This is a genomic window from Virgibacillus necropolis, assembly GCF_044793635.1.
In the GTDB taxonomy this organism is placed as follows: domain Bacteria; phylum Bacillota; class Bacilli; order Bacillales; family Amphibacillaceae; genus Virgibacillus_F; species Virgibacillus_F necropolis_A.
This window is the reverse complement of record NZ_CP084992.1, coordinates 197,031-217,291: the sequence shown is the minus strand read 5'-3', so window position 1 is coordinate 217,291 and position 20,261 is coordinate 197,031. Positions and strand designations below refer to the sequence as shown.

23 protein-coding genes are annotated in these 20,261 nt (G+C 36.0%); 4 read left to right on the top strand and 19 right to left on the bottom strand.

The features are described from left to right. The first annotated feature begins 220 nt into the window (after window positions 1–220). A complete protein-coding gene (locus LG329_RS01070; protein WP_404452728.1) occupies window positions 221–646 on the top strand; it encodes a DUF2621 family protein in 426 nt (141 codons plus the stop codon). A gap of 50 nt (window positions 647–696) precedes the next feature. Here LG329_RS01070 and LG329_RS01065 read toward each other — a convergent pair whose 3' ends face one another. From LG329_RS01065 to LG329_RS01025, 9 genes are all read right to left on the bottom strand, one after another. Continuing rightward, window positions 697–1,176, bottom strand: coding sequence for a CcdC family protein (locus LG329_RS01065; protein ID WP_404452727.1), 480 nt, complete (start codon window positions 1,174–1,176; stop codon window positions 697–699). Window positions 1,177–1,199: 23 nt separating this feature from the next. Then, window positions 1,200–1,589 carry a response regulator gene (locus tag LG329_RS01060; protein ID WP_404452726.1) on the bottom strand — a complete coding sequence of 130 codons (390 nt, stop codon included), beginning with the start codon at window positions 1,587–1,589 and terminating at the stop codon, window positions 1,200–1,202. Window positions 1,590–1,611: 22 nt separating this feature from the next. Continuing rightward, window positions 1,612–2,037 carry a Na(+)/H(+) antiporter subunit B gene (locus LG329_RS01055; protein WP_404452725.1) on the bottom strand — a complete coding sequence of 142 codons (426 nt, stop codon included), beginning with the start codon at window positions 2,035–2,037 and terminating at the stop codon, window positions 1,612–1,614. A gap of 50 nt (window positions 2,038–2,087) precedes the next feature. Beyond that, on the bottom strand, window positions 2,088–2,792 hold the full coding sequence (locus tag LG329_RS01050; protein WP_404452724.1) for a cytochrome c biogenesis CcdA family protein: 705 nt from the start codon (window positions 2,790–2,792) through the stop codon (window positions 2,088–2,090). Between the two features lie 162 nt (window positions 2,793–2,954). Beyond that, entirely contained in the window at window positions 2,955–3,176 is a 222-nt protein-coding gene (locus tag LG329_RS01045; protein WP_404452723.1) for a YneF family protein, read from the bottom strand. 44 nt (window positions 3,177–3,220) lie between these two features. Continuing rightward, entirely contained in the window at window positions 3,221–3,679 is a 459-nt protein-coding gene (sirA, locus tag LG329_RS01040; RefSeq protein WP_404452722.1) for a sporulation inhibitor of replication protein SirA, read from the bottom strand. Between the two features lie 133 nt (window positions 3,680–3,812). Then, window positions 3,813–5,816, bottom strand: a complete 2,004-nt coding sequence (gene tkt / locus LG329_RS01035) for a transketolase (protein WP_404452721.1) — start codon at window positions 5,814–5,816, stop codon at window positions 3,813–3,815. Between the two features lie 102 nt (window positions 5,817–5,918). Continuing rightward, on the bottom strand, window positions 5,919–6,152 hold the full coding sequence (locus LG329_RS01030; protein WP_404452720.1) for a DUF896 domain-containing protein: 234 nt from the start codon (window positions 6,150–6,152) through the stop codon (window positions 5,919–5,921). An 84-nt stretch (window positions 6,153–6,236) separates the two neighbouring features. Continuing rightward, window positions 6,237–6,875, bottom strand: a complete 639-nt coding sequence (locus LG329_RS01025) for a recombinase family protein (protein WP_404452719.1) — start codon at window positions 6,873–6,875, stop codon at window positions 6,237–6,239. Between the two features lie 298 nt (window positions 6,876–7,173). Between LG329_RS01025 and lexA the strand changes: the two genes are divergently transcribed. Both lexA and LG329_RS01015 read left to right on the top strand, forming a co-directional pair. Beyond that, window positions 7,174–7,797, top strand: coding sequence for a transcriptional repressor LexA (lexA, locus tag LG329_RS01020; RefSeq protein ID WP_404452718.1), 624 nt, complete (start codon window positions 7,174–7,176; stop codon window positions 7,795–7,797). A 146-nt stretch (window positions 7,798–7,943) separates the two neighbouring features. Then, entirely contained in the window at window positions 7,944–8,306 is a 363-nt protein-coding gene (locus LG329_RS01015) for a hypothetical protein (protein WP_404452717.1), read from the top strand. A 565-nt stretch (window positions 8,307–8,871) separates the two neighbouring features. Here the strand turns inward: LG329_RS01015 and LG329_RS01010 are convergent. From LG329_RS01010 to LG329_RS00970, 9 genes are all read right to left on the bottom strand, one after another. Further along, window positions 8,872–9,267, bottom strand: a complete 396-nt coding sequence (locus LG329_RS01010) for a hypothetical protein (RefSeq protein ID WP_404452716.1) — start codon at window positions 9,265–9,267, stop codon at window positions 8,872–8,874. A gap of 505 nt (window positions 9,268–9,772) precedes the next feature. After that, the gene (rlmD, locus tag LG329_RS01005) at window positions 9,773–11,266 is read right to left on the bottom strand and encodes a 23S rRNA (uracil(1939)-C(5))-methyltransferase RlmD (RefSeq protein ID WP_404452715.1); all 1,494 of its coding nucleotides are present in this window, start codon (window positions 11,264–11,266) and stop codon (window positions 9,773–9,775) included. Window positions 11,267–12,062: 796 nt separating this feature from the next. Further along, on the bottom strand, window positions 12,063–13,400 hold the full coding sequence (glnA, locus tag LG329_RS01000; RefSeq protein WP_404452714.1) for a type I glutamate--ammonia ligase: 1,338 nt from the start codon (window positions 13,398–13,400) through the stop codon (window positions 12,063–12,065). 32 nt (window positions 13,401–13,432) lie between these two features. Next, window positions 13,433–13,816 (bottom strand): MerR family transcriptional regulator, encoded by a 384-nt coding sequence (locus tag LG329_RS00995; RefSeq protein WP_404452713.1) that lies wholly within the window; start codon window positions 13,814–13,816, stop codon window positions 13,433–13,435. Window positions 13,817–13,958: 142 nt separating this feature from the next. Next, the gene (locus LG329_RS00990) at window positions 13,959–15,182 is read right to left on the bottom strand and encodes an aminotransferase class I/II-fold pyridoxal phosphate-dependent enzyme (protein ID WP_404452712.1); all 1,224 of its coding nucleotides are present in this window, start codon (window positions 15,180–15,182) and stop codon (window positions 13,959–13,961) included. A gap of 7 nt (window positions 15,183–15,189) precedes the next feature. Continuing rightward, window positions 15,190–16,425 (bottom strand): GTPase HflX, encoded by a 1,236-nt coding sequence (gene hflX, locus LG329_RS00985; RefSeq protein ID WP_404452711.1) that lies wholly within the window; start codon window positions 16,423–16,425, stop codon window positions 15,190–15,192. A 90-nt stretch (window positions 16,426–16,515) separates the two neighbouring features. After that, window positions 16,516–17,454 (bottom strand): stage V sporulation protein K, encoded by a 939-nt coding sequence (spoVK, locus tag LG329_RS00980; protein WP_404452710.1) that lies wholly within the window; start codon window positions 17,452–17,454, stop codon window positions 16,516–16,518. A 308-nt stretch (window positions 17,455–17,762) separates the two neighbouring features. Next, a complete protein-coding gene (locus LG329_RS00975) occupies window positions 17,763–18,542 on the bottom strand; it encodes a permease prefix domain 1-containing protein (RefSeq protein ID WP_404452709.1) in 780 nt (259 codons plus the stop codon). Further along, on the bottom strand, window positions 18,539–18,880 hold the full coding sequence (locus LG329_RS00970) for a PadR family transcriptional regulator (protein WP_404452708.1): 342 nt from the start codon (window positions 18,878–18,880) through the stop codon (window positions 18,539–18,541). Before LG329_RS00970 ends, LG329_RS00975 begins: the two co-directional genes overlap by 4 nt. Window positions 18,881–19,083: 203 nt before the next feature. On the opposite strand from LG329_RS00970, the gene LG329_RS00965 reads away from it, so the two are divergent. Beyond that, window positions 19,084–19,572: a hypothetical protein gene (locus LG329_RS00965; protein WP_404452707.1), complete on the top strand. Its 489-nt coding sequence runs from the start codon at window positions 19,084–19,086 to the stop codon at window positions 19,570–19,572. Between the two features lie 275 nt (window positions 19,573–19,847). Here LG329_RS00965 and LG329_RS00960 read toward each other — a convergent pair whose 3' ends face one another. Next, a complete protein-coding gene (locus LG329_RS00960) occupies window positions 19,848–20,255 on the bottom strand; it encodes a hypothetical protein (RefSeq protein WP_404452706.1) in 408 nt (135 codons plus the stop codon). Window positions 20,256–20,261: the final 6 nt, after the last annotated feature.

The following is a 20,261-nucleotide window of genomic DNA, read 5'->3' as shown; positions in this document are numbered from 1 at the left end:
ACATAAATATTGTATATAATTACTTATATGACTTTATTATTTAAAATATGTCACTTGTAAGAAACCCTTTGTACTTTTATAATGATAGTATATGTATATATGTAATTGGAAAAAATTGTTGAAAAAAAATTAGTAATTATTAGTTATTTTACTATACTTAACGTAAAAAATAAATCTTTTGTGTAATTTAAACGAAGAAAAAATAGAAATAGGTGATTATATGTCAGTTCTTGTCGAATCTTTAATTATATTGTGGGGCTTTTTATTAATTGGACTGATGGGAATTGGTGGCTTTTTTATGTTCCGTAAATTCTTAAAAAAACTACCAAAGGAGGATGGAAAGTCTAATATGGACTGGGAAGAATATTACATGGATGAAACGCGTCATATGTGGGGAAAGAAGGAAAAAGCACTCCTAGAAGAATTGGTTTCACCTGTTCCAGAGTTATTCCGCGATATAGCTAGACACAAAATAGCAAGCAAGATTGGTGAGGTTGCACTTAAAAAGAGAAGAAGTAAAATAACAGAAGATGTTTTAATTGAAGGCTATATTGTAGCAACACCAAAACGAGATCATAAATTTTTACGGAAAAAACTTGCTGAAAAAGAAATCGACGTCACACCTTATGAAGCTTTTTTTGAATAAAATAAGCCAAATCAAAAAACGAGCTGTCTAGATTTTTCTAGTAGCTCGTTTTATCGTGCTTCAGAATACTTTAAATGTTTTTCTAACTTTTTATACTTAATTAGCATTGCAATTCTCCAGGATATAATCATTCCAAAAGCTAATAAGAAGAACATACCACTGGTTTCATATAACGAAATGGATCCACTAAATACTAATTTCAAAATAATTCGTAGTATCAATAGTCCAAACAAAATAAATCCAAAAGACTTAGATGGTATTAAGTAAATATTATTTTGCTTAATTTCAAATTTTGAACCGATGATTAAGATAATGGAAAAAACCACTCCAACAACCAGCGCTTCGAAAACTTGACTCCATTCAATTCGGAATACTGGAAAAATAAACATAAATGCTCCTGTACTCATAAATAATGGAGGTAATATAATTTTCTTAACAGAAGCTGGTTTTTTGGCAGACTTTAAACGTAAAATAATCATTAAAGTCGCCATACAGGCAGCACCTATTGTACTTAAAATAATCCAAAACATGATAACCATCTCTTTCACTATCTTCAGCTGTTTATGTTAATTTTCGATTCATGCTTATGTAAAACTCGCCCAATTGTGTCAATAACACGACTTTCATCGAATGGTTTAATAATAAAATCACTTGCACCAATTTCGATGGCCTCAACCACCACTTTTTGTTGTCCCATCGCAGAACAAACAACAATTAGCGCCTGAGGGTCGAATTCTTTAATTGCTTTAATAGCTTCAATACCGTTCATTACAGGCATAGTAATATCCATTGTAACAATTTCTGGCTTTAACTCTTTATAAAGATTAATAGCTTCTTCTCCATTTTCAGCTTCGCCAACAATTTCATAATGCTCATTTTTTAGCATTGTTGAAAGTGTAACTCGCATAAATTTCGCATCATCAACCACTAGAACCTTTGTCATCTATTATTTCCCCCAATAATAGTTATTGATCATTTGCAATAGACAAAATGATCGTCACTGTAACACCTAAAACAGTTACAAAAACCCCTAAATCAAATATCATAGCTGTTGCAAGTTCAATTTCACCAAAAATAGGAATAGTGAAATAACCATATGTTTGTGATAAAAATGGAACATCAAATACAAACGATCCAATTCCCGTTGACAAAGCTATAAGCAAACCTACTGGAATTAATGTACGGAAATTGATTGGTAATACTTTATCCACCACTTCTATTCCATATGACATATACATTAATAAAATTGCCCCTGAGGTTACTAATCCACCTACGAATCCGCCACCTGGTGCATTGTGCCCCGCCAATAATAAGTAAATCGCAAATCCAAATAGGATAAAAGCTATAAGTGATGTGGTTGTTCGAAGTATGAGATCATTCGGTTTATACATCAAAATACTCCTTTAATTTATATAGTAATACAAATGTTGAAATAAATCCATTAAAACCCAGTAAAGCCAAACACTCCTGCTAGAAAGGAAGTAAGTTTGGTCATCCAGTCAAAAAATAAAGCAATACCCATAAAAATCATAATATACCCACCGATTTTTGTGATTTTTACACTGTTACGTTTAATCCAAGATAATTTTCCTATAAAGAAGGATAGGATCAAAAACGGTAATGAAAAACCAAGAATATAACTTATCATCATGACCATTCCAAGATCAGGGTTTGTTGCGGCTAACGAAAATACGATTGTTAAAATTGGTCCTATACATGGTGTCCATCCTAAAGAGAAAGCCATTCCAATAATAAAAGAGCCAAAAAACCCGGTAGGTCTATTTTTAAACGTTATTTTTCTATCCTTCATTAGGAATTCAAAATTAAATACACCCACAATTACTAAACCGAAAAACACTATTAAAATGGCTCCAATTTGTCGAATTATATCTTTGTTTGCAGCTAAAAATTCAGACAAAAAAGAAGTGGTAAAACCAAACATGATGAAAACGCAGGAAAACCCAAGCAAGAAAAATATAGTATGTAACAAGCTCTTACGATTTAACATAACATTATCTTCTTTTACTTCGTTAACACTCATACCTGTTATATAGGATAAGAATGCTGGGTATAGTGGCAAGACACATGGTGAAATAAACGATAAAAATCCCGCTCCAAATGCAAGGAATATATTAATTTCTGACATAGTAATCCTCCTAAAAACCATTCGCTTCATATAGTTTAACAGAAAGAGAACAGTAATTATCATGCGGAATTTGACAATAAAACAACTATTTTAAATACCCCTTAATACTACCATGTATTAAGGGGTATGATGCAATACCGTGCATTAAGGTGTTAGAACATATTACTTATTCTGCTGGTTGTTCATTGAACGCATCATTTGATTGATCTTTTTCTGTGATGGTTTTTGACCCATCTGCATCATCATTGTCCGCAGCATTTGTTCATTAATTGGTGGGTTTTTCTTTAAGTAATTCATCATATATTTTCTTGCAATGAAGAAACCAAGAGCTACTCCAACAATAAGAGCCAATATACCAATTAATACGACCCAAATCGTATCCATTCAAGTCTTCCCCCTTCGTGTTGTCTCTCATACAGTATAGTAAATCAAAGAGTAGAATACAATACTTGCTCACTCAAATGATCCTTCAACTTTGTTACTGGAGAAATCCAACCATAGTTATTATAATTATTATCCAATACAAATAAGGAAGGATGGAATAATTTTAAAATAGGAAATAACAACACTTCTGCATCTTGAAGCATATCACAACGAAAGTCAATCTGTTTTTCACTAATATGTAAAGAGATATAGTGGTTATCTTGTTCTATTTCTACTGAATTATTACCATCTTTCACTATAGCCTTGTTATTATACAATGATTTAATTTTAGTATTCAACTCTTTTGTAGAAAAAAAACAGGTAATTTCTTTAAATTGATCATTTATCACCTGATTTTTATTATTTTCGTGGTATTGTTTTAAAAAACGATAGAGAATATCGCTTCTATAATAATAACGTCGTGCAAATTCTTTTTTAATAGGATAAATAGAATACGTATTCAACAATATCACTCCCTTTATTATTATTATTATACGTATTCTATTTTCAAAAGAATGTCAAAACGAGTTACATATTACCACTAGTTTTGTCGAATAAAAACAAAAACCTCAACATTATGTTGAGGCTCTCATTTCTTTATTTTATTAATTTCTCTACATGTTTTATTACGTTATCAATTGTAAATCCGAATTCCTCAATAACCTTATCACCCTTAGCTGACGCTCCAAAGGTATCAATCCCAAGCACTGCTCCTTGATCCCCTACATAACGTTCCCAGCCGAATGGTGATGCCATTTCAATAGCAAGACGACTTTTCACGTGTGGTGGAATTACTTCGTTTTGGTAAGCTTTATCCTGCTCGTTAAAACGATCCCATGAAGGCATGCTTACAACATTAACATGGATATCTTTTTCTTTAAGTTCTTTTTGTGCTGATACTGCTAATTGAACTTCTGAACCTGTTGCAAGTAATAATGCATCTGGTGTTTCTTTTTCTCCTTTGCTTACTACATAAGCACCTTTTCTAACACCTTCGTATGCATGTTCCTTTGTGCCTTCCAATGTTGGCAATCCTTGTCTAGTTAACACTAGAGCAGTTGGTTTGTTTGTCGATTCTAACGCCAAACGCCATGCAGCTTGTGTTTCATTACCATCAGCAGGACGAATTAGTGATAGTCCAGGCATTGCACGGAATGCAGGTAAATGTTCAATCGGTTCGTGTGTAGGTCCGTCTTCCCCTACTGCAATAGAATCATGCGTAAACACATAAGTTACTGGAACATTCATGATTGCTGATAAACGTACAGCTGGACGTAAATAGTCACTAAAGACAAAGAATGTACCTGCATAAACTTTAAGTCCTCCATGAAGTGCCATACCATTTAGTGCAGCAGCCATTGCAAATTCTCTTACACCAAACCAGATATTTTTACCAGCATAATTTTCACGAGAAAAATCAGTTTGATTGTTTACAGTTGTTTTATTTGAACCAGCTAAATCAGCACTACCTCCAAATAAATTTGGAACTGAGTTAGAAATAGCATTAAGCACTTCACCCGACGATGCACGGGTTGCTAACTTATCTTTTTCAGGTTCATAAATAGGTAATTCCTTATCCCAATCAACTGGTAGTTCGCCATTAATTGCTAGTTCCAATTTTTTTGCATCTTCAGGGTACTTTTCCTTATAGCTTGCAAACAATTGATTCCAGTTATCTTCAGCTTCTTCCCCATTCTTACCGATTTTTTCATTAAAATCAGCATAAACCTCTTCAGGAACATGGAAATCATCATGTGTCCACTTATAAGCTTCTTTTGTAAGTACAACCTCATCAGAACCAAGTGGAGCCCCGTGTGAAGCAGAAGAAGCTGATTTGTTAGGAGAACCAAAACCAATTACTGTTTTAACTTCTATCAATGTTGGTTGATCCGTATTTTCCTTTGCTTCTTTGATTGCATCTCGAAGTGCGCTTACATCATTTCCATCTTCGACACGAATTACCTGCCAGCCATATGCTTTAAAGCGCTGTTCTGTATTATCAGAAAATGACTGATCTAAGTCACCATCTAATGAAATGTCATTTGAATCATATAATGCAATTAATTTACCTAAACCAAGGTGGCCAGCAAGTGACGCTGTTTCATGGGATATACCTTCCATTAAGTCACCATCACTAATTAGTGCGAATGTGTGATGATCGATAATGGATAAATCATCTTTATTAAAAGTAGCAGAAAGATGCGATTCTGCCATCGCCATACCAACTGACATAGCAAGACCCTGTCCTAATGGCCCAGTTGTTGCTTCAACTCCATCTGTATGATGAACCTCTGGGTGACCTGGAGTTCTAGAATCCCATTGTCTAAAGTCTTTTAGGTCATCCATTGTTACATCATATCCAGCTAGGTGAAGTAATCCGTATAACAGCATAGATCCGTGTCCTGCTGATAAGACAAAACGATCACGATTAAACCATTTTGAGTTTTTAGGATTTTGGTTCATAAAGTCTGTCCATAATGTGTATGCCATTGGAGCAGCACCCATTGGTAAACCCGGATGACCTGAATTTGCATTTTCAATAGCGTCAATCGATAGGGTACGAATGGTATTTATTGATAGTTGTTCTACATTAGTTGTCATGTAGTAAATTCCCCTTCCATGTCAAATCTAGTATTAATCCTATTCAATTCTATAATGAAAAACAAGTTGTAACAAGTACCATTTTATCAACTATTGCCAAAATTAGTTGTCCTTGTCCTTCTTTTGTAGATCTTTTACTTTTTTCGGGGTTACATCATTTCCTTCTGGGTCCTTTACTGTCATTGTTTTAAACTGATTTTTAAAAGATGAACGAACATTATCAAGATATTCCCTGCGCAAGGTTTTTTGTTCTTTCTTTTCTTCTTCAGTTAACCCATCGGCTTTAGCCTTTTTTGCAAGTATATTAATCCGTTCTAATTTTTCTTTAGAAATCATGTTACTTACCTCCTTAACATATAAAAAAGCAGGAACCTTATACTAGTTCCTGCTTTTTTATATTACCGTTCCATGTTCATTAATTCAAGCATTATGAAATTCTCGATACCTTCGATTCACGGTTGCTTTTGACACATTATATCCTAAACCATTTAAAGTTCTTGTGATCTCCTCAAATGTTAATTTGTTTTCACGTAGCCTGACAACTTCCTCGATAGGAAAATCCGTGCGTTGTCTACCAGTAGCCTTATTACGATTCGATAAATTTTCCACGGGATTATAACCTTCCTCAATCGCTTTATTCATCCCTCTTTTTATCTTAATGTTATGGATTTTACGTTGGTATTCTTCTACAATGCCCACTATTTGCAAAACCATTGAGTCAGATTCCGATAACTCTAATTCTCCGTTGTGAATCGCTGTATAGACAGATACATGCAGCTTTTTTAGTTGATGGAAAAGTGCAATCTTAGTATTACCCCGACCCAGACGTGTTTCATCTTGTATTATTAAACATTCCGCTTTTCGATTAGCGAAATGTTCTAGCATTTGAAAGACTCCATCCCGTTCTATTTCATAGCCACTAGCCTGCTCCTTTATTATATCTACCACGTTCATTCCATGCATCTGGGCTAACTGTATCATTTCCTTTTCCTGTCTTACTAAAGAAGTTTCTTGTGTTTTTTTATCGGTACTTACTCGACAATATATTATAGTGTTCACTATTCATACGCTCCAGGAATTAATTTTATTGATTTTTGAATTAAGCACTCGTAATCATAGAAAAGTATAAAAATCCTAATGTTAATGCAAAAGCTACTAAATAAAATGCATCAGTTTTAGTTATTTTATCAAACATGAAAATCAACCCTTTCTATTTTAAGAACCTTTGTTCGCCTTTGATTAGAATCATACATCGAACATATGGTCTTGTCAACTATTTTTCGAACGGATGTTTGCTTTTTTAAGATAATAGTGGTAAACTATCAATAATAAATCCTATGCGTGAGGTGTTAGATAGATGACAAAACTATCCAAAAGACAAGAAACAATTCTTGAATATATTAAAGATGAAGTAAACAAAAAAGGTTATCCGCCATCCGTAAGAGAAATAGCAGAAGCAGTAGGTCTTGCATCTAGTTCAACCGTTCACGGGCACTTATCAAGATTAGAAAGTAAAGGGTATATTAGAAGAGACCCAACAAAACCAAGGGCAATTGAAGTAATGGATCTATCATTAGAAAGCAATGTTCCAAGAGAGGCAGTTCGATATGCACCTGTTATAGGTAAAGTAACCGCTGGTATACCAATAACCGCAGTTGAAAATATCGAGGAATTTATTCCATTACCTAGCTCTTCATCATCACCTGACGATAATATTTTTGTACTAATTATACAGGGGGAAAGCATGATAGAGGCTGGCATACTGGATGGAGACATGGTAATCGTAAAACAACAAAATGTCGCTCAAAATGGAGAAATAGTCGTTGCTATGACGGATGAAAATGAAGCCACTGTGAAACGATTCTTTAAAGAAAAAGATCACATTCGTTTACAACCCGAAAATGCAACAATGGAAGCCTTAATCTATCAAAATGTAACCATTTTAGGTAAAGTAGTAGGTTTATATCGAAATATTCATTAATCACTTAAAAAACCTTGGTGCAGAATTAACTGCTCAAGGTTTTTTTGGTACTAAATTATAGGAAAGTTAATATAATAAATTATATTAATACCAAAAATTTGCCCTAAATATATTAGTGAAGACCGATAGAAGGAGGTTAACAACTAATGAAAAAAAAGGTTATTGCGTTAACAGTAATTGCATTTCTTATCGGGGGTAGCATGACTTTTGCAGCAACGAACTATTATGCAAAAATGCTTGAAAACCAGCAAGGACAGATGGAGGCTCAAATTGAAAAGGAGTACCAGGAACGGATTGAAGAAATAGGAACGCAGGTACACCACGACATGGTGATGTTTGTAGAAACTGAACGCCTAAGAGTGCTAGATGAGGCTCAGGCATATATGAAACAGAAGCTTGATCAGGTGCAAACAGATAGAATGAATGCGCACGCTGACGCAATCCAAGCTGAAGCAGATAGAATCCTAGAAGAGCTAAAAAGAAAGGTTGACGAACTAACTGCGAATTAACCGTGCGAACAATCATTCCTCCCAACTAAATAAGATGTTTGGAAAAACACCGTAATTCGCTATTAAAACGGAGCGAATTACGGTGTTTTTCTTATATTAGCAGGTTCCTTTAATTCCCAGACATTATGAATAGTAACGAAATAAGTCGGAATACTATCTATAAACTAATAAAGGAATGATTATAATGTTTAAGAAGAAGAAACAAATTGACACGATTATGATGACTGTAGGTATGACTACTTCTTTATTGCAAACAATTTGGCTGGCTTCATTAATTAAGAAGAAACAAAAATAAAAGGACACCTTTAGGAATATCTGTGATTAACCTGCTAAATTAAATTTCAACTATCTTCTTTATCTAGGGTTAAATTGTATAACTCTAGTTTTTTATTTGTTCAATGTGTGCAAAAAAATCGACCAGTACAAAAAGTACATGGCCGACATTTGGGAGTAACCCTTACACAACAATTTAGTAAGTATTTTCATGTCTGTTTATGATTCCCCAATCTCTAGAGGGATTATTTGACCCTAAAAAAGTGGTGTTGGAACCTTAAGGTTAACTTACTTAGTCGAGTACCCTTTTAAACCCCCAGTTAAATAATCCAAAAATCAATCCTGCTCCTATGAAAAAATAATAAAAAGACACTATATCTGGCGAAAATAATCCCTCGTATCCCCAAGTCATCATTATAGCCAATACAGGGATTAAAAATCCTATCACACATCCGAGTGGGTAAAGAAGAATCTTATAACGAGAGAATGTCTTATCAATATAGTAAATGATTAAAAAATAAAAAGGAACCCCACACAAAAAGTAGGCTTGGCCTCCCCAAAACAGAACAGCGTCAACATCGCCATCTATTGACCCACCTAAAAGAAAGTTTATTGATAAAGCATAAAAGTAATAGCCTGAAAAAAAAGAAATAATAGGAGTGAAAATATAAAGTCCAAACTTTTTCATTTTAAATTCCCCTCCAAACATAACCTGAATCGGAACCCCTTACACTTTTTCTCTAAAAGTGGATCATAGTTGCTTTTAAGTACCAAGGGTATTTTTTACACGTAAAGAATGTATAAAATATTAACATTGATTATTTTGGTCACCATGTAGGGCCACGTCCAGCTCCAGCGCCCAGCGACTAGTGGATTACCTTTACCTCCTTACGATAAGTCAACATCGGTTCGCTTACGCTTACCGTGTTTCCTTTTCACTTCATCACAGCATAAGATTCACTTTGACTTTCGCCATTACTGGCGATAAGTCAAGTTCATCTAATCTCATACGGTTCAGTCCAATCCATACGTCGCTAAACGGGCGCTTGCGCTTTTGTTCGTTAGACACTTTTTGTTCAGTAAAATTAATAACTTACGACTCACCTTTTCTCACGCCTTTTCACACGTTTTTATTATCAAAAAAGGGAGATTTCACAAGTTAATGTTGTTAATAGCACGTTTCTAATGTTGGGCTACACTTTTAGCACTAATTTTGTGACTGCTTCTACATGAACCGTCTGCGGAAACATATCCACCGGCTGAATACCTTCAACCGCATAGCCATTCTTCACCAAGTACTTCAAATCCCGTGCCTGCGTCACCGGATTACAGGACACATACACTACCCGCTTCGGCTGCAGCTTTACCACACTGGACAAGAAAGCTTCGTCACTCCCGCTCCGTGGTGGATCCATAATCACCACATCGGCTTTCTCTCCACGTGCTGCCATCTTCACCATGAACTCCCCGGCGTCCCCCTGATAGAATCGGGCATTTTTCACGCCGTTGCGCTTTGAATTGTGGATAGCGTCGCGAACTGCATCTTTATTCAGCTCCACACCAATGACCTTTCCGGCTTTCTGGCTGGCAATCAGACCGATCGTACCAATCCCGCAGTACGCATCCACCACGGTTTCATTTCCAGTCAGCTCTGCCATTTCAATAGCCTTTGCATACAACTTTTCCGTCTGGACCGGATTAATCTGATAGAAGGATTTAGCAGAGATATCGAACTTCAGTCCGCAGAGGGTATCTGTTATAGTCCCCTTACCAAACAGCACTTTTTCCTGATTGCCCAGAACCATGCTGGTGTCCCGGTTATTCACGTTCAGCAGGATGGTCGAAATTTCTGGGTGTGCCTTTCTTAGTGCTTTCACAAAATTATTACTGCCCTTGAACACAGGTGATGCTACTACCAGCACCACCATGATTTCACCGCTGACCTTGCCGACCTTTATCAGCACGTGCCGCAGGAAGCCCCGTCCGGTGTCTTCGTTGTACGGCTGCATTTTAAAGGACTTCATCATGCCCTTGATGGTCTGCCCAATCTCGTCCGCGTTCGGATCATGAATTTGACACCGCTCCATCGGTATGATCCGATGGGTGTTCTGGGCGTACAGCCCACCAATGACCTGCCGCTGCTTATTCAGACCGAATGTCGTATGGCTCTTGTTCCTGTAATCATACGGATGGTCCATGATCAAAATGGCTTCCGGATTTCCGAACGGCTTCATGAGTGTATCTATGGTTTCCTGCTTGAAACGCATTTGCGCCTGCTCGTTCATATGTTGCAGCTGACATCCTCCGCACTCGTAGAAATACGGGCATGATGGCTTGACCCGGTCTTTAGACGGGTTGATCACCCGCTTCAGCTCCGTGTTAACATATCGTCCCCTTGTTGATACGTTCACCTCAGCCGTTTCACCAGGCATCAGATGCGCTACTTCCAGCTGCTTCCCTTCCCACTGGGCAATGCCCTTACCGTCATTGGTCAGGCCTGAACAGGTCACCTTTGCGGTTATGGTTTTCCGGCTACGCTGTCGCACATCGTTTGCCGTATGCTTGCCTTTGGATTTGCCGTCCGTTCGACTCCCCTTCGCTGAGTGCTGTTTCCCGTACTGTTTTTCAGATCGATAGCGTTGCTTTTTTCCCGATTCTTTATATACGCTGTTCTTTTTTTTATTCATAGTCACTTCACATCTTTTCTTCTTCTTTGACAACCCATTATATACTACCTAAAGCCGGCAGTAAAACGAACTATCGTACGAAAAGCGCAAGCGCCCGTTAAGCGGCGTATGGACTGGACTGAACCGAAGGAGATAAAGGAAGCACGGTGAGCTAAAGCGAACCGATGTTGACTTATCGTACGGAGGTGAAGGAAGCCCAATAGGCGCTGGGCACTGGAGCTGGACAGAGTTTCATTTATACTTTCCTTTCCCGGAACAAAACGCAAGGCCCTGCTTATCACCGTATGTCCTGGGCGGAATCATTTTTTTTATTTCTATTTTGACGAAGATAAACATAAATGGTTTGAAAATAATTGTATTCATCAATATAAATCTTTACCGAATTTATCTGACAACCTTCGCGACCTTGCTTCTTGCTTTTATGTGCAACATGTCTATCCATTACATCATACCTTCTTCCTTCAGGCTGACAAACTTTCTATAACCTATCACATTACGAAGACAAAAGAAGCATTTGGATCTGTTGCAATTAGCTGGTTAATATGATGGGCAAAATCATCTTTATTTAAATTGACACAGTTTCCCAGTATTCTACGTTACAGCATACGATATTGCCGATGTATATACTCTCACGATCAAAGAAAATGGAACAAAAAAATACCGCCCAAAATCTTACATGGACGATATTTTAAAGTAAATTAATTTTATATATTTTCTGTAGGTATTTCGTGGATGAACATTACTTTTCGATACTCATTTTATATCTCACCCACGATATTAACCTTTTAAATCAACGTTAATAGCTAGTTAAATATTGTTCTCTCTCCCAAGGGTGAACAGTCGTGCGGAACATATCCCATTCAATTTCCTTCGCTTCTATAAAGTGCTCATATAAATGATCTCCAAGCGCTTCTTTAATAACTTCATCTTCTTCAAGTTCTTTAAGAGCATCCATTAACGTTGCTGGAAGATCTTTCACTCCATTTTTAATGCGCTCAGCTTTATCCATAGCATAGATATTACGATCAACTGGGTTAGGTGGAGTTAGTTTATTTTCAATTCCATCTAATCCAGCTGCAAGAAGAACTGCCATTGCCATATAAGGGTTTGCGGCAGGATCCACACTACGAGCTTCTATTCGTGTACTTAATCCCCTTGAGTATGGAATACGTACTAATGGACTACGGTTTTGACCTGACCACGCTACATAACATGGTGCTTCATAACCAGGGACTAGACGTTTATATGAATTTACCGTTGGATTTGTAATAGCGGTGAAATTCGTTGCATGCTTGATGATTCCTGCTGTAAATTGGAACGTCAAATCACTTAGCTCCATATCTCCCTTTTCATCATAGAACATGTTTTCGCTTCCTTTAAATAAGGACATGTTTACATGCATTCCAGATCCATTGACGCCAAATAATGGTTTTGGCATAAAGGTAGCATGTAAATTATGTTTTCTAGCGATAGTTTTAACAACTAATTTAAATGTTTGAATATCGTCAGCGTGTTTAACCGCATCTGAATATTTAAAGTCTATTTCGTGTTGTCCTGGGGCTACTTCATGGTGAGATGCTTCAATTTCAAATCCCATTTCTTCTAGCTCAAGTACGATATCACGTCGGCAATTTTCACCTAAATCTGTAGGTGCAAGGTCGAAATAACCACCTCTATCGTTTAATTCTAAAGAAGGTTCACCTTTTTCATCTAGTTTAAATAAGAAAAATTCAGGTTCAGTTCCGATATTAAATGCAGTAAAACCTAACTTCTCCATCTTTTTTAGGTTGCGTTTTAAATTGTATCTTGGACAACCTTCAAATGGTGTGCCATCTGGATTATAAATATCACAAATAAAACGTGCAACTTTCCCTTTATCTGATGTCCATGGGTACACAACAAATGTACTTAAATCAGGATATAAGTACATATCCGATTCTTCAATTCGAACGAAACCTTCAATAGAAGAACCATCAAACATCATTTTATTTTCAAATGCTTTTTCTAGTTGGCTTAATGGAATTTCGACATTTTTAATTGTTCCCAGCATATCCGTAAATTGCAAACGGATAAATCTTACATTTTCTTCCTCAATAATCTTATAAATATTTTCCTTCGTCATTTCTGAACTCATCGTTCATCCTCCTTGGATTAAATGCATGTATTTTAATGAAAAAATCTGGATAACTCACCTTGTCGTAAACTTGATTTACCAAATCGCCCTGCTTCATGCAATTCATGTTTAAGCATTTTTCTTAATTCGCGATCTGTTATTTCAGTTGGCTTATCTTCTGTAATTTCAGCATTCGTAGATGGATCCAGCATTAATTTAACACCTGCCAAATTTACGCCTTTATCTAGAAGGTTCTTTATTTCCAGGAGACGGTCTACATCATTAAATGAAAATAATCGTTGATTTCCAGTTGTTCTTTCCGGTTGAATCAAGTCATTATCCTCGTAATTCCTAATTTGTCTGGCAGTTAATTCTGTTAACTTTATAACAATCCCTATTGCAAATAAGGGCATCGAACGGCGATCCTGATCATTCATAGGACACCCTCCTTCTTTCTTAATAATCTAACTATATACTATGTAAGGTTATTTGTCAAATCAATGTAAGCTTTCCTCACAATAAAAAAAGAGTCACAACCGTAACCCTTTTTCTTTTACCCTATTTAGACAAATTTTAACCCTAACTTATGAGAGTTTTTATAGATTCCTTTAATGCAATCTTTACATGTTCATACGTCAAACCGCCTTGAACAAATGCGGTGTAGGGTTCACGTATTGGTCCGTCAGCTGTTAATTCCAAACTTGCACCTTGAATAAACGTCCCCGCTGCCATGATTACCTCACTATCATATCCAGGCATTTCACTTGGATATGGCGTAACAAACGAGTTTACAGGAGAGTTTTGTTGAATTTTTTGACAAAAATCTATCATTTGCTCAGCGGTCTGAAATGTTACGGACTGTATCAGGTCAGTTCGGTTTGCTTGATAATGGGGATTTGATGAAAACCCTGCAAGCTCGAGTAGTCTAGCTGTAAAAATAGCACCCTTCAATGCTTCGCCAACAACATGTGGAGCTAAAAACAATCCCTGGAACATTTCTTGTAACATGTTTAATGTAGCTCCTGTTTCTTTACCAAGTCCTGGAGCGGTTAATCGATGTGCGCACTTTTCCACAAGATCTTCTTTTCCAACGATATATCCGCCTGCTCGTACAATTCCACCCCCGGGATTTTTTATTAAAGACCCCGCAATAATATCTGCCCCAACGTGAAGCGGCTCAATTTCTTCAACAAATTCTCCATAACAGTTATCAACAAATACAATGATAGATTCATCAATGTTTTTAACGAAATGGACCATCTCTTCAATTTCTTTAATTGTAAAAGATGGCCTGTCCGCATATCCCTTAGAACGCTGTATACCAATAATTTTTGTATGGTTTGATATTGACTTCTTTACCTGGTCAAAATCTATTTTACCACCATTTAACAAGTCAATTTGTTTATAAGTAATTTTATAATTTTTTAACGATCCATTATCATTTTCGTGTTTTCCTATAACACCTTCTAATGTGTCATATGGTTTACCGGTAATATACATAAGTTCATCAGATGGGCGTAGTATCCCAAATAAAGTTGTCGAAATGGCATGTGTCCCCGAAACCAACTGCGGGCGGACCAGGGCATCCTCTCCACCAAATATATCCGCATAAACTTTTTCAATTACTTCTCTCCCGTAGTCATCATACCCATAACCAGTTGTTGCGTTAAAATGACTATCACTTACACGATTGCCTTTAAATGCATCCAGCACACGCTTCTGATTATTTTCTACGATGGAAGATACTTTTTCGTGTTGTTCTTTACAATCTGATTCGGCTTCTTTTGCTAATTTTTCTATCATGAATCGATTATTGCTCCTTTAATATGTTTTGTATTGGATGGTTTTGCCTAATGTAGCCATTTATTTTATATTTATCTAATTCCTCGTCAAATTCTCTTCCTCTCATTATGGTTTCATGTTCTAGCCTGTTGATCATTTTCCCTTCATCAGGTTCCAAAACTGTTGAATACCAATCCCATTCTAATTCTAATAGCGATTCAATTTTTGTAAATAGTCTAGTAATGTCTGCTTTATCGAATGCACTTATTACGATATATGGATGATTATTAGGGATAAATTCTTCGTTCATTTTATCCTTTTTATTATATACCGTTAGAATTGGTATGGACGTTGCATCTAAATCTCGGAGTAGCTTAAGAACGGTTTCCTGGTGTTGTTCCTTGTCGGGATGTGAACCATCTACTACATGTATAATAAAATCTGCTTCCGTCACTTCTTCTAATGTCGACTTGAATGCAGCGATAAGTGATGTAGGAAGATCCTGTAAAAATCCAACCGTATCTGTAACCAATGCTTGAAATCCGGAAGGGAACTGAAAGTGTCTCGTCAAAGGGTCAAGTGTCGCAAACAATTGATCTTCTTCGAGAGATTGTTCTTTTGTAATTTTGTTAAACAATGTTGATTTCCCAGCGTTTGTATAACCAACAATTGCGATTTGAAATGCTTGATTTGTTTTTCTTCGTTTGCGGTATTGCGCGCGCTGGCTTTCTACTACTTTAAATCTACGTTTAATATCATAAATTCTGCGTCTTATGTGGCGCTGGTCTGTTTCTAATTTGGTTTCTCCTGGTCCCCTTGTTCCGATTCCTGCACCCAAGCGTGATAATTGGGTTCCTTGTCCATGAAGTCTAGGTAATAAGTATTGAAGTTGCGCAAGCTCTACTTGAAGTTTACCCTCTTTGGTTTTCGCACGCATAGCAAAAATATCAAGTATTAACTGACTTCGATCAAGCAAACGAACACCAAAACGATCGGATAAATTTCTCGTTTGTCCCGCAGATAGTTCATCATTTGAAATAACAATGTCAATTTCAAATTCTTCGATAAACTGAGTTATCTCTTCAATTTTTCCTTCACCAATATAGGTTGCAGGATGTATACGATTTCTGTTTTGCGTAACAATTTTCTTAACTATACCCCCTGCTGTATTGCATAATGAGGATAATTCTTCCAAAGAAGATTCGAAATGCTCATCTGTTTGATCTTGATGCTTAACTGCTACAACTAATATTTGTTCCTGCATTATTATCAGACCTCTTTCTTCATTCATAAATATATCATAGCAAAGTGAAAACCTTATCACAATTTGTATGATAAGGTTTACTTAGCTTACCTAATAACTAGACAATTTATCAAAGACCAGGTCCTGCCTAGTTAGGGTTATCAATGTATCCGTAGAAATTTTATTCTGTTTCAGTATACGCATAGCCTGTTTTCGAATGGATTGTTCAATAACATTTCTGACAAAACGCGCATTGGAAAAATTATGTGGAGAATGATTTTTTTCTAATATAATCTGTTCCCTCAACTTCCATTCGGCCTCATTTGTTAATTGATATTCTCGCTCTTGCAACATTTTTTTGGCGATTTGCAGTAGTTGATCAACAGCATAATCCTGGAAATCAAGGATGAAAGGAAATCTGGACTTTAAACCTGGATTTAATAATAAAAACCGCTCCATTTCATATGGATAACCTGCCAAAATTAACACAAAATCATCATGGTCATCCTCCATGTGTTTCACTAAAGTGTCAATTGCTTCCTTACCAAAATCCTTCTCCCCACCACGTGCAAGGGAATACGCTTCATCAATGAATAATATGCCTCCGGCCGCTTTTTGTATGATAGCACGTGTCTTTTGAGCTGTTTGCCCAATATACTCGCCAACTAAATCTGCTCGTTCTGCTTCGATAAAATGCCCTTTTGAAAGTATATTCATATCATAATAAACAGAAGCTAATTTCCTGGCAATTGTTGTTTTCCCAGTACCAGGATTACCTTTAAATAACATATGAAGCACTTGATTAGAGGAATTAAGGCCCACTTGTTTACGTTTTTCATTAATAGTAATCATGGCATATATTTCTTTTATAGAATGCTTTAGATAGTCCATTCCTACGAATGATGAGAATTCTTGGTCAATACGATAAAACGGGCTACTTTCATTATAGGATATACGTTGACGTTGGTCAGGTTCAACCTTCACGCCTTCTTTATCATATAAAACAATATTAATTTGCCCATTTTTATTTTGCATCTTTTGCGATTCCAAATCATCACCCCTTAGTCAATTTAGTATACGCACGAATTGAAAAAGTTGTGACAAACGCCCAATTAGAGAAGCGAATGAGATGGAGATAGACAATTAAGAAAAGCGCAAGCGCCTTGGTCAGCCCCGACAAGTTTAAGACGAATCTGGGTGTTTTTGCCCATCCCCTCGGAAAGGTGGAATAAGGTATATTCTCCCCAATGCAGAATGAGAAAAGGGCGCTCCCTTCAATTCAAGAAAAGCGCCCGATCGTATTGTGATATAGTCAAATCAAGTTCATAAGCTAACGCATACATAAGCACTACAAGCACTTAAATATATTCAAATCGATTTTTACTTTCACCAACCAATCTAAATATCATATAGCCTACAACATTTAACACAGAAAAAATAAGAATCCAGCCGAAATTTAATCTTTTTTGATGATATGCGTTAACGATTGCCCAAATTGCAAATAACACCCAATAATTTAGAAAAGCTAAAAAGAAAATTCCGTAAGCGATTGAATCCATTCGAATTGTATCTATATCGACATACCATTTATCAAAATTAATTTGAAAATCTGTTTGCAAAATATCGGGTATCCAAACATCCTGTTTATATTCATAAGTAGTAGGAGGAGTTGAACCTTTATATTTTAATTCTATACCATTAATGTACATACTATCTTCAACAATTGATTCAATATATTCTTTCGTATCGGCTATTTCAATATTTTTTGTTCCTAATTTATGATGTAACTCGACTGTAAGTTCTTCTGTTAAATTAGCGTTATTTATATTACTAAAAAACCTTACTCCTAAAGTGATAACCGCTAACATAAGAAACACTAATCCAATATAAAGTATTTTTTTCGCAAACATTTTTTTTACACGAAATAACTCAGGAAAAATTGATCGAATTTGTTCCTCCCCACCAAAACGATCAATAGCAATGTCTATTGCCTCATCTTCAGATTTACCTTCTGACTTCAATTCAAAAACTGTCTCTAACAAATGATTTTTTAATTCTAATTTTAACTCTCTTATCTTTTTATCACTTCCATTTGCGCCTTGATAAGCCTTTTCTATAAATGATTCAATTTTATTCACTTATTTTCGCCTCCTTCAATAAACAAGTCAATTATTTTTTTAACAAACTTCCATTCTAAACGTTTCTCATCAAAACCGGTCTCACCCAATGTAGTTAATTTGTAATATTTACGTCTTCCACCAGGGCCTTGTTCGTCACCCCAATAAGATTTAATCCATTTATTTTTTTCTAAACGCTTTAAAGATAAATAGAGGGTACCCTCCTTTAATTCAAATTGATTATCGCTTTTTTTTCGAACTAATTTAGCTAACTCATATCCATACATATCCTTTTTTAATAAAAGAGAAAGGATTAACATATCAATATGCCCTTTTAAAACCTCTTTATTAATTTCCAACCTTTCCACCTCCACATTAATAACTATGAATTAAATTACTCAATAATGCAATGTATTAATTCTAATGATACCATATTTATTAAGATAAATTCATAGATTTATTTGATTACTCTTAAAAAGGAGTTTAATTATTTTCGTCGAATATATATACAGACATACCTTTATAGAAACGAATAACAAATCATAGCAAGGGGGCGGTTGGGTTGAAGAAATTCATGACATTGATAGCGCTAACATTAATATTTATGCTTGCACTTCCTACACTTTCTCTGGCGTCGGAAAAAGAAACATCACAACGAACTGAAGTTGTTAAAGAAATAGTACTACCAGAAATGAACCTAGAAATGACATCAGATGATCAGATACCATTACTATCTGATGCTCCAGGTTGGCAGCACATTGCAACAGACATTTGGTACGTAGATAACCTCACTACTACTGAACCTCAATCTGTTTCTGGTGGTGGTGTAATGGTATGTTTTTATGATCAAGCTTATAGTTATGGTATAGAGCTTTGGGAACATGATAACCTTTCTAAAAATGATTTTGTTGATAAAACAACAATTGGTTCAGGAGATGTCTGTGTTCCATGGTCTGGCGTAAATACTGAAGCTGGTAATGAAGAATTGTATTTAAAATTTACGAAATCTTCTACCGTTGTAGATAAAATCCAAGTAGAATGGCATGACTAACCTTTAATAAACTCTATAGAGGTATGTGAAAAAGCGACACTTTCTCGTTTAGAAGGTGTCGTTTTTATTACCACTTATCGATTTAAGTTTACAATAAACTAGATTTCAATAATTCTACTAGTTTTGGTGGTTTGAATATTTTCCAACATACAAAATTTTGTTTTCCTCCTCAAAATTTCATAGTGATCTTCAACAAAATGGATCGATTCTTGAATATCGGCAGCATGCTCCGATATTTTTTTTACAAAGCGAGTTTAATTTGATTGTATCCTCTATCAACGATCTGTTTTTTTAAAGCTTTGTATACCGAGTTCCAAGTCACTTTTTGACATGACCTTTTCACTGGTTCCCTCTTTTAGTTCATCCGCCAAATCCAAAATATCGGTTATAACCTGTTTCCACTTTCTGACTTGCTTTTGCAAAAGTTGAATTTCACGCTGTTGATCGGGTGTCGCTTCCGTTTGCCATCTTTCAAGTTGCTTTTCATAGATGGGTACAGATTCAAGCTGTTCTGTATAGGATTGGATGACACTGTGTACCGTGTCGTCATCTAACACATGCGGTGTTGACCGAGCTTCTAATAAATTGAGGTATTGTTCTTGTGCATGCTCGAGTTGTCCATCGATCATCTTTGCAATCATCGGTAAATGACGTATGGGTTGCCAATTGGGTTCCGGTGACATGTGTAT